This window comes from Stenotrophomonas sp. Ps181, assembly GCF_025697425.1.
Classification (GTDB): domain Bacteria; phylum Pseudomonadota; class Gammaproteobacteria; order Xanthomonadales; family Xanthomonadaceae; genus Stenotrophomonas; species Stenotrophomonas sepilia.
In genome coordinates, this window is sequence record NZ_JAHWBI010000003.1 from 290,147 (window position 1) to 302,526 (window position 12,380).

At 66.6% G+C, this 12,380-nt stretch carries 9 protein-coding genes; 2 read left to right on the top strand and 7 right to left on the bottom strand.

Annotated features, from left to right (window positions below; translation table 11 throughout):
• Positions 1–4: 4 nt before the first annotated feature.
• The 5 genes from xylB to KXV01_RS08280 form a co-directional block, all read right to left on the bottom strand.
• Positions 5–1,498 (bottom strand): xylulokinase, encoded by a 1,494-nt coding sequence (gene xylB / locus KXV01_RS08260; protein ID WP_111096263.1) that lies wholly within the window; start codon positions 1,496–1,498, stop codon positions 5–7.
• 165 nt (positions 1,499–1,663) lie between these two features.
• Positions 1,664–3,193 (bottom strand): tryptophan halogenase family protein, encoded by a 1,530-nt coding sequence (locus KXV01_RS08265; RefSeq protein WP_099495893.1) that lies wholly within the window; start codon positions 3,191–3,193, stop codon positions 1,664–1,666.
• Between the two features lie 14 nt (positions 3,194–3,207).
• Entirely contained in the window at positions 3,208–4,230 is a 1,023-nt protein-coding gene (locus KXV01_RS08270; RefSeq protein ID WP_263467669.1) for a cupin-like domain-containing protein, read from the bottom strand.
• A gap of 3 nt (positions 4,231–4,233) precedes the next feature.
• Positions 4,234–4,992: a SapC family protein gene (locus tag KXV01_RS08275; RefSeq protein ID WP_263467670.1), complete on the bottom strand. Its 759-nt coding sequence runs from the start codon at positions 4,990–4,992 to the stop codon at positions 4,234–4,236.
• Between the two features lie 130 nt (positions 4,993–5,122).
• Positions 5,123–8,251 (bottom strand): TonB-dependent receptor, encoded by a 3,129-nt coding sequence (locus KXV01_RS08280; RefSeq protein ID WP_262223250.1) that lies wholly within the window; start codon positions 8,249–8,251, stop codon positions 5,123–5,125.
• Between the two features lie 527 nt (positions 8,252–8,778).
• Here KXV01_RS08280 and KXV01_RS08285 point away from each other — a divergent pair.
• Positions 8,779–9,234, top strand: coding sequence for a fasciclin domain-containing protein (locus tag KXV01_RS08285; RefSeq protein WP_239668883.1), 456 nt, complete (start codon positions 8,779–8,781; stop codon positions 9,232–9,234).
• 96 nt (positions 9,235–9,330) lie between these two features.
• On the opposite strand, the gene KXV01_RS08290 is transcribed toward KXV01_RS08285, so the two are convergent.
• The gene (locus KXV01_RS08290; RefSeq protein WP_049411161.1) at positions 9,331–9,543 is read right to left on the bottom strand and encodes a hypothetical protein; all 213 of its coding nucleotides are present in this window, start codon (positions 9,541–9,543) and stop codon (positions 9,331–9,333) included.
• Between the two features lie 106 nt (positions 9,544–9,649).
• Positions 9,650–10,831: a serine hydrolase domain-containing protein gene (locus tag KXV01_RS08295; RefSeq protein WP_049411158.1), complete on the bottom strand. Its 1,182-nt coding sequence runs from the start codon at positions 10,829–10,831 to the stop codon at positions 9,650–9,652.
• Positions 10,832–11,126: 295 nt separating this feature from the next.
• Here KXV01_RS08295 and KXV01_RS08300 point away from each other — a divergent pair, with 295 nt between their 5' ends.
• Positions 11,127–12,374: an arsenic transporter gene (locus tag KXV01_RS08300; RefSeq protein ID WP_049411155.1), complete on the top strand. Its 1,248-nt coding sequence runs from the start codon at positions 11,127–11,129 to the stop codon at positions 12,372–12,374.
• The last annotated feature ends 6 nt before the right edge of the window (positions 12,375–12,380 follow it).

Genomic DNA, 12,380 nt, shown 5'->3' on the forward strand with positions numbered 1-12,380 from the left:
GTCATCAGCCGCGCTGCAGCGGCGTGATGGCATCGAGATGACTGAGGAAGCGTGCGTAGGCCCGTGCATAGGCATCGCTGCGGGCCGGATCCGGCCGTGCGGACAGCGCGGGATCGACGGTGACGTGGCGCGCGGTGATGTCGCTGATCGAGGTGGCGTCTCCCTGCGCCCGGGCGAGCGCCCACAGCGCCTGCAGTGCCGCACCAAACGCCGCACCTTCGGCCTGCACCGGGACGTCCACCGGCAGGCCGAACACATCAGCCACCAGCTGACGCCAGGCAGCGCTGTTGCTGCCACCGCCGGTGAGCACGATGCGATCGAACTGCATGCCCGCGCGGACGAAGGCGTCGTAGCCGTACTTCAGGCTGTAGGTCGCGCCCTCCATGGCGGCGCGGTAGATATGCGCGGGAGTGAAATTGGCAATGTCCAGGCCAGCCAGCACGCCCTTGCCCAGCGGCAGGTCAGGGGTACGTTCGCCATTGAGGAACGGCAGCATCACCAGGCCCCCTGCCCCCGGCGGCGTTGCGCGAAGATGCGCGTCACCGTCGCGGCTGCTGAAACCGAAGGCGGTGGCCACGCGTTCGGTGGCCACGGTGCAGTTCATGGTGCAGATCAGCGGCAGCCAGCCCCCCGTGGACGAGCAGAACGCCGCCCACGCGCCGTCCGGATCGATCACTGGCGAGCCGGAATAGGCAAACAGCGTTCCGGAGGTTCCCAGGCTCATCGCCAGCCGCCCTTCCGTGACGCAGCCGGTGCCGATTGCCGCCATCATGTTGTCGCCGCCACCCACGGCAATCTTCACGGCCGCCGGCAGCCCGAACTCGGCGGCTGCCTTCGGCGCGATATCGAACAGGGCATCGGGCGCAGCGATCGGCGGCAGGCAGGCAGCAAGATCACGATCAGGATCGGTTGCGCGCAGCAGTTCCTGCGACCATGTGCGTGTGCGCACGTCCAGCCAGCCGGTGCCGGACGCATCGCCAAGCTCGCAGAACCGCTGCCCGGTCAACACGAAATTCAGGTAGTCGTGTGGCAGCAGGATGGTCGCCAGCCGCGCATAGGCGTCGGCACGGTGGGTCCGGGTCCAGGGCAGCTTGGAGGCCGTGTAGCCGGCCAGGATCGGATTGCCCGCCAGCGCGATGGTCCGTTGGAACCCACCCACGGCGTCCATGATCTGGATGCATTCGGCCGAGGTGCTGGTGTCGCACCACAGCTTGGCCGGCGCCAGTACCTCGCCAGCATCATCGACCGGCACGAACCCATGCTGCTGGCCCGATACCGCCAGCGCGACGATGCGTGCGCGCAGCGAGGGATCGACCCGGGCAAAGCAGTCGCGCAGGGCCGACACCCAGTCGGCCGGCGCCTGTTCACGGCTGCCATCGGCACCGCTGTCCAGCGCGAGCGGCGCGCTGGCCGAGGCCACCACCGCCTGCTTCCGCGGGTCATAGACCAGCACCTTCAGGCTCTGCGTCCCTGCATCGATCCCTGCAACCAGACCCATCGAAACCGCCTCCGATCGACAAAAAGGTAGCGCTAACATTGCGTGGACTCAAAAAGGGGGCGTGGTGTCCGGCCCCCTCGTTGCCACCGCGCGCGTCATCGCCCGCGGTGTTGCCGCACTGTAACCAGCTGCAGCGGAAAAAGCGTGCTGCAACGCAAAACCCTGCTACGTGCTCGCCGTCGTCGAACGCCATACGTCCACGCCGGACCTGCAGTACTGCGCGATGAACTCCGCCTGCGCCGGCATCTGCGCGGCGGCCTGCTGCACAGGCCCTTGGATGCCCTTCAACAAGGTGCGCAGATCGACATCACTCACGGCCCGCGCCAGCGGGTGGGCAGGACCGGGCGCGATGCCCTGCCCGAGCAGCACGCTGGTCCAGGATTCGACACGGAACAGCTCGCCGGGGTCCTGCCACGCATGTGCACGCTCGCGCCACGCCTGCAGCCGCTGCTGCAGCGATTCCGGCACGCGCATCTCGCGACAGGCCTTCCACATCGGTTCGCTGCGCTGCGTGGCGTGGTAGTGCAGGATGATGAAGTCGCGCACGTGCTCCATTTCCTGCCGGCTGACATCGTTGTACAGCTGCACCAGCGACGCACTGATGCCGTCGAACGGGAACAACTGGATCAGGCGCACCACTGCGCTGATCGTCAGATGGATGCTGGTCGACTCCAGCGGTTCGATGAAACCGCTGGCCAGCCCGAGCGACACCACGTTCCTGTTCCACGCCTTCAGCCGGCGTCCACTGCGGAACGGCACCTTCCATGGATCGCGCAGGGGTGGAGCCCCGGCATCGCGCAGCAGTTTCGCGGCGGCCTCGTCATCGGACAGATGGCGGCTGTCATACACCAGCCCACAGCCGACACGGTGCTGCAGCGCGATGTGCCAGCGCCACCCCGCCTCGTGGGCGATCGCCCGGGTATAGGGCACCGGCGGTGCCACCGCCTCGGTCTGCACCGCCACGGCACGGTCGCACGGCAGCCATTCGTGCCAGTCCTCGTAGCCGGTGCCCAGCGCTTGCTCGATCAGCAGGCCGCGGAAGCCGGTGCAGTCGATGAACAGATCGCCCTCGATCACCTGGCCGTCGTCCAGCACCAGCGCCTGCACCGAGCCGTCGTGCGCGTGCTGCCTGACCTGGGCGATCCGGCCTTCGATCCGGCGCAGGCCGTGGGCCTCGGCCCTGCGGCGCAGGAACCGCGCATACAGCCCGGCATCGAAGTGATACGCATAGCTGGCTTGCGGCTGGGTGTGCAGCGAGAAGCGGTCGCCACGCGAGGCGATGCTCTCCAGGCAGAAGTCGCCCAGGTCGGAGGGCATGCCGCGGCGCAGGCTGTCCAGCCAGAAGTGATGGAAGGGGGCCGCCCAGGTGCCGTGGCCGATGGTGCCGAACGGATGGAAGAAGCGATCGCCCGGCAGGCGCCAGTTCTCGAACGAGATCGACAGCTTGAAGGTGCCGGCCACCGCGCGCAGGAACTCCTGCTCATCGATCTGCAGGAAGCGATGGAAGGTGCGGATCGGCGGCACGGTGGACTCACCGACGCCGACCGTGCCGATCTGCTCGGACTCGACCAGCGTGATCTGCAGCTGGTCACGGAACTGGTGCGCCAGCGCGCAGCCGGCCAGCCATCCCGCTGTACCGCCACCGGCAATGACCACCTTGCGGATGCGCCCTGCAGGCGCGCTCTGGGTATCCAACGCGGTGCCCTCTCTCAACGGTTGAGCCTGCCCAGCAGCATCGCGCGCATGCGGCGGGCGCGCTGCTCGTCGAACGGTGCCAGGTCCCCGCGCGCGGGGTCAGGCAGGTGCTGCGCCGCGCGCTCGCCAGGGCCGAATGCGTAGTAGCGGAAGAGTCCTTCCCAGGCCTGCTTTTCGCGCGCCGGCAGGTCACGCACGGCCCACATCGCGTGGTGCAGCGCCGCCAGCGCGGATCCCAGCCATGCCGGCGAGTTTCGCCACCAGTAGTTCACCAGCACGTTGAACGGCTCCAGGCTGCGTACATGGTGCCACCACATGCTGGGAATGAAGATCGCATCGCCGGGTCCAACTACCGCGCTGCGTGCATGCGCCAGCGCCTCGCGGAAACGTGGATGCCGATCGAAGTCGGGGCGCTCGAAGTCCACCACGCTGACCACCTGTCCGCCCGGCGTGGGATCGAGCGGGCCCGGATAGAGGTTGTCGATCTGGGCGGGCGGGAACAGGGTGAACTCACGCCGCCCCACCGCGCAGCAGGCGAGATTGTCGGGTGTGTCGAAATGGCACGAGGCCGTCACCCGGTTGCCGATCCAGATGCTGGCGGTGGCGTCGATGCCCTGCTTCGCCAGACCGGCGTCGTTGGCCTGCGCGAATGCCGGCAGCAGTGCCCGCGCGATCGGCAGCGAGGCCACGTAGTAAGTTGGCGGTTGCGGTACATGCAGCGTCATGGCGATCTCTTCCAGCACCTGGGCCAGCACGCCGCGCCGCACTTCGAAATTCAACCGGGTGAAGTCCGCGCTGTAGAACGGGCGCCCCCCGATCTCGGGGCCGCCGAACGAGTACTGGATGGGCGCACCCGCATCGACGCTGCACAGGTACGCCATTGCGTCCTGCACCCCGCCCAGTCCGGCCTGGACCAGCGGCCAACCGCTGGCGATGCCGCGCAGTACAACCGGCTCACCGGCCTCCACCAGGTCAGCCAATGGCAAGGCGGCAGGATCGATGCCTTCCAGGATCCGCATCGGCAGGCGAGCGTGCACCGGTCAGTTCCTGACCGCCTGCGCGGTGCCGTCCTGGATGCGGAGGCGGCGCTGCTTCTCGGCAATCAGGCGGCGCATGTTATGCAGCGAGGCAAGCATCAGGTACGCACCTTCCAGGTAACCGGCGCGGTTCAACGCAGCCAGGCGCGAACTGTCCAGCGCCGCCAGGCGCTCGCGGTCGACGCCGTGCAATCCGCTCACGCTCACCCGGTGGTGCGGCGCGACCTGCACGTCGAGCATGACCGGCTGGATGAGGCCGCAGTCGTCGAGCATCGTGAACATCCCGGTTGCGAAGGCACTGCCCTCGTGGATGCCGCGCAGCACGCCGGCGATGTGGTCCAGGTAAGGCGTGTTGCCGCCCTGCGGCAGGAACAGCGGCTCACCGACGCCGGCGGTGACGCGCGGATGGTCCAGGTCCACGTGCATCACCGCATCCTGGGTGAGCAGGCCATCCACGTAGTGCTCCTGGAAGCCGATCAGGAACGGCCCTTTGGCGGCCGCGCCAGGCAGGTAGGAGGCATTCCAGCGCCCGTCCAACAGGAACAGGTTCTCGTGTTGTTCGAAACCCAGCAGGGCCACGGACTGCCACGCTCCCGTCCCGGTTTCCCTGCGCAGGAAGATCGGATACTCACGCTGCAGTTCGGCGAACTCGCTGGGATAGGCCGGCACCATACCCACCGCATCGCCGAACTGCGGCCCGAATCCGGTGGCGACCTTCAGGTCCCGATGCGCGATGTTGTTGAGCATTTCATAGCGGGCCATCAGGGAATCCAGTCCAGTGCGGGGTGGCTGGCCGGCAGAGTAGCGCAGGCGCGACAGGTGCGGCGACACCGTCCCGGCGCGGCACCGCTGGCGGGCAGCGGTGCCGTGCCGGACGCATCGGCAACCAGGCTCAGAACTTGTAGCGTACGCCCAGCATGTAGCGCGGGCTCTGGTCTGCCAGCTTGACGATCATCTGCGAGGTGCGCGAGCGCCACCGCACATCCTCGCCGGTCAGGTTGATCGCCTCCAGGCTGAAGGACCAGTGGTCATCCAGCGCGTAGTTGACGCTGAGATCCCATTGCTCGTACGGCTCCACATAGTACGGATTGCGGCTGGAGCCCTGGTTGGCCAGGATCAGGTACTGGTCGCGCCAGTTCCATGCCAGGCGCACCGACCACCCGTACTTCTCGTACATCAGCATAGCGTTGGCAGTGTCGCTCAGGCCGGTGAGCGAGAACTGGTCGACGCCCGGATCGCCGCCATTGTTGTAGCCGACATCGCCTTTGACGACGGTGTAGTTGGCCAGCACGCCGAAGCCAGTGTCACCGAAGAAGTACTGGCCGCCCAGCTCCCAGCCATGCAGCTTGGATTTGTTCTGGTTGATCGGGCGATTGACGTTGAACTGGTACAACGGGTCGTTGGGCTGCCCATACAGATCGTAGGCCGCTTCGGTGGCCAGGACCTGCGCATCGGTGCCGTTGTAGGCGCCCAGCCCGGCGGGATTGTTGCGCAGCAACGCCAGTGCGGTGAACAGCGAGGTGTCGTTGGCCGAGCAGGCAGCGGCATTGGCCGGCCCGACCTGGGCGACGCAGGCGCCGCTGGTCAGGAAGTCCAACGCCGCCCGCGCATCCGGCCCGGAGGTCGGGTCGGTGAGGCCGTACAGGCTTTCCTGGACGACGGTATTGCCGATGAAGTTGCTGACCGACTTGTTCCAGTAGGTCAATGACACATAGCTGGCGTCGGCGAAGTACCACTCCAGCCCCAGGTCGAGGTTGTCCGATTCCAGCGGCTTCAGGCTCGGGTTCTGCGAGTTGCCGCTGGCGCGCGACGAGGGATCGATCAGCACCGAGCCGAACGGCTGCTGGGCCCCGGGTCCTGCATAGAGATTGCCGTACGGCGCGCGGGCGATGCTCTTGCCGAACGAGACGCGGCCCTTCAGCTCCTCGGTGAGATCGATGCTGAAATCAAGGTTGGGCAGGATGTAGCTGTACCGCGCCTTCTCCGTGAAGGGCTGCTGCTCATCGGACAGCACGATGCGGAAATCATTGTTGGCCTGCCACTCGATCGATTCGGGCACGGCAATGACCGAGGTCGACACCACATCGGTGGTCTCATAGCGCACGCCCAGGCGGGTGTTGGTGCGCAGGCCGCCCAGTTCGCCATCCAGTTCCACCTGGAAGTACGCCGCCTTGGTCTTTTCCTCGACGAAGTTGTCGGCCGCACGTTGCGGGTTCACGCCCAGCCCGACGCCGTACTCGCGCGATGCCCATTGCGCCAGCTGCCCCGCATTGCCGCGCCAGGCCGGCCAGCTGTTCGCGCTGTAGTCGTCGAACAGGCCGACGATGTTGACCGGCTGCAGCAGGTCCATCAGGCCCGCGGCGGTATCCCGGTCCACGTTGGCCACGCCCCAGTCGCCCAGGGTCGAATAGGCCTCGGCCGCCTGGATGCGGTGGGTGGTGGACTTGTTGGTGTCCACGCCGAACTGGAAGCGGCCGTGGTCGAAGTTCCATTCGCCATCGACGCGCGCCTGCTTGATCTCGCTGATCTGGGTCTGCGCGTTGACGCGCAGCACCTGCGTGCCGACCTCGCCCTCCTGGAAGCCCGGGTTGACCACGCCATTGGTCCCGGCGATCGCATCGGCCGTGCTGGGATACCAGACCTGGGTGCCGACCGGGAGGCCATTGTTGAAGTTCAGCTCCTGCACCCAGGAGCCGCCACAATGCGGGCCACGGGTACAGTTGTTGGTGCCGGCGATGCTCATGAAGATCGAACCACCGCCGGTGAGCGGGTCGTTCGGGCGGCTCTCGTTCTTCGAGTTGTGCGCATCGAAGCTGAGCTTGAAGCGGTCGCTGACATTCCAGACGGCATTGAAGCCCAGCGAACCCAGCTTGTATTCCTGCATGCTGCGCTGCTGTTCCAGGCCGAAATCCTTGGTGCCGGCGATTTCACGGATGTACACCGGCGTCGCGACGGCGCCACTGGTGTCGAACTCGACGTTGGTGTAGTTGCTGTTCTGCAACCACATGCCCTGCTCGCCGCGATTCTCGGTGATCTCGTTGGTCGAGTAGGTGTAATCCACGGTCAGGGTCAGGCTGTCCGTCGGTGCGAACTGCAGCACGGCCTGGCCGTTGACGCGCTCGCGCTCGAATTCGGAGAACGCGTAGCGCAGGTCGTTGGGCCGCGCGTAAAGCTGGCCGACGGCCGGGGCATTGACCACGGTCGGATTGCCCGGCATCGACCCTGTCCACGGCTGCACGTTCCAGTAGTTCTCCGTGGCCTGCACCGAGCCACCCTTGCGCTTCTGCTGGCTTGCGCTGAGGCTGACGCCGAAGGTCTTTTCCGGATTGCTGTAACTGAAGATGCCTGACAGCTCCGGGGTCAGGTCATTGTCGAACGGCTGGCTCTGGTCGGACACCAGCTTCGCCCCGGCGTTGGCCACGATGCCGGCGTGATCGAGCGGACGCGAGGTCAGGATGTTGATCGTCGCGCCGATGCCGCCGCTGGGCACCTGTGCCTGGCTGGTCTTGTAGACCTCGATACCATTGATGGCCTCGGCGGCCAGCTGCGCGAAATTGAAGGCGCGGGTGCCGCCGTCGACACCGCCGATGGCGACCTGTCCAGAGGCACCGAATGCATCGGCGCCCGGCATCTGCCGACCGTTGAGCGTGACCATGTTGAACTGGGGGCCGAAGCCACGCGCGGTGACCTGCGCACCCTCGCCGTCACGGCGCTCGATGGAGATGCCGGTGATGCGCTGCAACGACTCGGCAAGATTGGTATCGGGGAACTTGCCGATGTCCTCGGCACTGATCGCGTCGACCACGCCCGCCGAGTCGCGCTTGATGTCCATGGCCTGGCTCAGGCTGTTGCGTATGCCCGTGACCTGCACTGCATCAAGCTGGGTGGGTTGCGACTGGCTCTGCGGCTGCTGCCCGGTCGCCGGTGCGGCGTCCTGCGCAAAGGCGGGATTGATGACCAGGGCACCACCCACGAAGGTGAACATGGCCCGGGACCGGAACTTCGCCAACGCGCGGCTCATGAACCGGCCCTCGGGGCCAGGGTGCCGCGGAAACTGCAAGTGCTCATGAAAGTCCCCTCTGACATACGATCGAATGGATGTACCGCCCCCTCCCAGGGGCACGCACGGGCGTGGCCCGCATTCCAAACCGAACAGCACGGGTGCTCGGGCACGCCGCGACTTACACTTGCTTTTCAAGCCTGCCAGGACAAACACGCGGCAAAGAAGGCAGCCCCTGGACCTTGGATCCCCGTCCAACTGGTAGCGCTACCATCGCGTTGCAGCGGAGAGTAATCACCGAGGTTCGCCGTTGTCACCATGCAGCGCAGCAAAACCGGCAGCGCGCGAAACAGCTGCTGACTCGGCCGTTGCTGCATCCGGTCACGCTCGCCCGCCGTAGGAAAGATGCCCGCGCTTGCGGGTCATCCAGAAAGGAACGCACCGTGAACGCTCTTCAGCGCATCGCCGCCGCAGTCGGCTTCGCCGTACTCGTTTCGTCCGTGCCCACTGTCCTCGCCGCCAACACCGTCATCGTGGGCGGGGCAGAAATGTATCCCACCAGGACCATCGTCGAGAACGCAGTCAATTCCAAGGACCACACCACTCTGGTCGCAGCGGTCAAAGCCGCCGGCCTGGTCGACACCCTCAACGGCGCCGGGCCCTTTACTGTTTTCGCGCCCACCAATGCGGCCTTCGAAAAGCTGCCTGCAGGCACTGTCGATACACTGGTGAAGCCTGAGAACAAGGCGCAGCTGACCCGGATCCTGACCTACCACGTCGTCCCGGGCAACTACAGTTCCGCCCAGCTTCTGGCCGATGCCCGCAAGCACGGCGGCAAGGCCACCCTGAAGACCGTGCAGGGTGAGCCTCTTACCGTGGCGCTCCACGATGGCAAGCTCTGGGTCATCGACGCAAAGGGTGGAAAGGCAGGTATCAGCGTTGCAGATGTCAGCCAGTCCAACGGCGTCATCCACGTGGTCGACACCGTGCTGATGCCCAAGTAGGCGGCCTCATGCAACGGGCATCCGGCGCGATGCCCGTTGCCCCGGCCGGTCATCCCGCCGTCACCATGCGGATCCCCGCCCGGCATGGCGTAGTGGCTACCACTCCGGTCCCAGCAACTTGGTCACTTCGGCCTCCAGTTTCTGCGCAGCCTCGTCCTGGGAGGCAACCTTGATGCACAGCCCCGACTGCGCCGGCCCCGGCACCAGCTGGTAGCGGTTGATGGTGCCGCCACCGTCGCCGTCCAGCGCTACCCGCGCCACTACCGTTCGGCCATTGGCGTGGAAGGTCCAGTCCTGATAATCAAACATGCTTCAGTAAGTGTGCGGCCAAGATGTCATCCCACTTTAGGCGCCACGACAGTGAAGAACGCTCCAGGAGGATGTTCAGAGCGCGTGGACATGATGACAACAGGGCCTATGGCAGTGTCCGCGCCAACTGCAGGACATCGGCGAAGAAGGAGGGATAGTCGTCCTGTGGAGCGCTGTGGGTGTCGCGCCGGTGGACCAGACGCACGGCGACCACCCGCTGTTCCGGGACGATCATCAGGTATTGGCCCAGGTAGCCGTTGGCGGCAAAGCCGACGACCGGTCCCCGTGTGATGTCGTAGAGATCGGCGAGCTTCAGGCCGCGCGCGGAGATCTGGCTGGCGTAGCGCTGGGACCAGTCCGCGCCCAGCTGATTGGCGAGGAAGGCGACCAGTGCGCTGCGGCTCTCGAATGCACGCCCTGCGCTGGCCTGCAGTGCGCGCTGTACGTCGTCGTCCACGCCCCTTTCCACCAGCAGATCCCGTAGCCGGGGCTTGAGCTGGTACCGTTCCCAGGCCGGTATCCGCCACCACAGCAGCCCAACCTCTGGCGCACGGGCGCTTTCGGTCGTCATCAACGCGACCGACTGCTCACTCAGGAGTCGTTTGCCATCCGGCGCCACGCCACCGTCCAGCAACAGTTGCCCGATGGCGGCAAGATCGATCGCGCGCAGGGACAGCCCGGCCATGCCCAGCGGAGTGCCTGCTTCATCCTTCATCCAGGTGTAGTGGGCGATGCCCAGTGGCTTGAACAGCCGCGCGTCCAGGTACGCATCCACAGGCTCGCCTGCCAGGCGCTCGACAATGCCGGGCAGCAGGTTGGTAGCCTTGTTGTTGTAGGAGAACACGTTACCCGGCTCATCGCTCAGCTCGGCAGCCAGTGCCAGCTTGATCAGGTCCGGGGCCCCTTCCAGCTCTTCGCCCGCGTTCGCCACGTTCTGCAGGCCCGAGGTATGGTCCAGCAGCATGCGCACGGTAATGGCGCTCTTCCTGCCCTGCTTCCATTCGGGATAGATCCGGCTGACCGGCGTATCGATCGAAGCCAGCTTTCCTTCGTCCAGCAGCAATGCAATGGCCAGCGCGACGACCGACTTGGTGGCCGACATCAGGTGAACGGATTCCTGCCCGACGGCGGGCTTCAGCTCAAGCAGCGTCTCCCGGTCGTGCATCACCAGGACCGCATCGGAATGCGCGGCGCGCGCGTTGCGCTCGATCGCGGCGAGGGCTTCGGCGCGCGTCGCCGCTTGGCTGGGCCCGGCGATGCCGAACACCAGGGCCAGGGCGCAGGACAACCAGCAGGATCTTGGCATCGCAATCTCGTCCAATGAGTGTGCGTGCAGTGTGACTACATGTGTAGTCACACTGCAGTGCCTGAAGTCATGGCGCGCTTGAGTGCTGAACGTGGGCTGGGCGCCGCCCCCGGCCCACCTGCAACGCGGTCGTCCGCAGCGGTCGCCATGCCGCGCCGCACGGTATGATGCGGCGACCCGGAACCTGCGATGATTGCAGCGGCCGCCCATCCGCTGATCGCGCGCGCCAGGCCCTCCTGCGCCGGGGTCGCTGCAGGTGCCGCTGAAGCCCCACTCCATGCTCGCCCCCCAAGCCCCCCTCGTGATCTGGGCAGCGGTCGCCGTTGCCACCATCGGCCTGCTGTTCCGTCCTTTGCGCATCCCCGAATATATGTGGGCGTTGGGCGCTGCCGCCCTGTTGCCGTTGCTGGGCGCGGTGTCGCTGCATACCGCATGGGGCGCAGTGGCCGAAGGCCGCGACGTCTACCTGTTCCTGGTCGGCATGATGGTGCTGGCCGAACTGGCGCGGCGCGAAGGCCTGTTCGATTGGCTGGCGTTGTACGCGGTGCGGCATGCGGGCGGATCGGGGCGACGCCTGTTCGACCTGGTGTTCCTGGTCGGCACGCTGGTGACGGTGTTCCTGTCCAACGATGCAACGGCCGTAGTACTGACGCCGGCGGTCTACGCCGCCTGCAAGGCGGCGCGCGCCAATCCCCTGCCCTACCTGTTCGTCTGTGCCTTCATCGCCAATGCGGCCAGCTTCGTGCTGCCCATTTCCAATCCGGCCAACTTGGTGGTGTACGGCCAGCACATGCCGCCGCTGCTGCAGTGGCTGGCGCAGTTCGCGCTGCCGTCGGCGGCGGCGATCGGCGCCACCTATCTGGTCCTGCGCTGGGTGCACCGGCGCGAGATCGCCCAGCCGCTGGTGGCCGCGCCGGCGCATCGCCCGTTGACCGACGGCGGCCGACTGAGCGCACTGGGCGTGCTGTTCACCGGCACCGTGTTGCTGGTCACGTCCGCCTTGAACGGGCCATTGGGCCTGACCACGTTCTGCGCGGGCACGCTGAGTGTGGCGGTGGTGGCGATCCGCCAGCGGCGCAGCCCGCTGCCACTGCTGCGCCACGTGTCCTGGGGTGTGCTGCCGCTGGTGGCGGGACTGTTCGTGCTGGTGGAAGCGGTGGCGCAGACCGGTGTCATCCAGACCGCGGCCAGCGCGCTGCAGGCCGTGGCGCAGGCATCTCCCCGCCAGGCCAGCTGGCTGGCCGGTGGCGCGGCTGCGCTGCTGAGCAATGTGGCCAACAATCTGCCGGTCGGCCTGGCCGCCGGTTCGCTGGGGCAGATGGCCGACCTGCCGGCGCAGACCCGTGCCGCATTGCTGGTCGGCGTGGATCTGGGGCCCAACCTGTCGGTCACCGGTTCGCTGGCCACGATGCTGTGGCTGGTAGCGCTGCGCCGCGAGGGCGAGCATGTCAGCGCGCTCGACTTCCTGCGTGTCGGCGCGCTGGTGATGCCGCCGGCGTTGATCGGAGCACTGCTGCTGCTCTGATCGGCG

Bases quoted from the DNA above. Each gene is read 5' to 3' on its own strand.
- xylB (WP_111096263.1), bottom strand. From the start codon at position 1,498: ATGGGTCTGGTTGCAGGGATCGATGCAGGGACGCAGAGCCTGAAGGTG.
- KXV01_RS08275 (WP_263467670.1), bottom strand. From the start codon at position 4,992: ATGGCCCGCTATGAAATGCTCAACAACATCGCGCATCGGGACCTGAAG.
- KXV01_RS08280 (WP_262223250.1), bottom strand. From the start codon at position 8,251: ATGAGCCGCGCGTTGGCGAAGTTCCGGTCCCGGGCCATGTTCACCTTC.
- KXV01_RS08285 (WP_239668883.1), top strand. From the start codon at position 8,779: ATGTATCCCACCAGGACCATCGTCGAGAACGCAGTCAATTCCAAGGAC.
- KXV01_RS08290 (WP_049411161.1), bottom strand. From the start codon at position 9,543: ATGTTTGATTATCAGGACTGGACCTTCCACGCCAATGGCCGAACGGTA.
- KXV01_RS08300 (WP_049411155.1), top strand. From the start codon at position 11,127: ATGCTCGCCCCCCAAGCCCCCCTCGTGATCTGGGCAGCGGTCGCCGTT.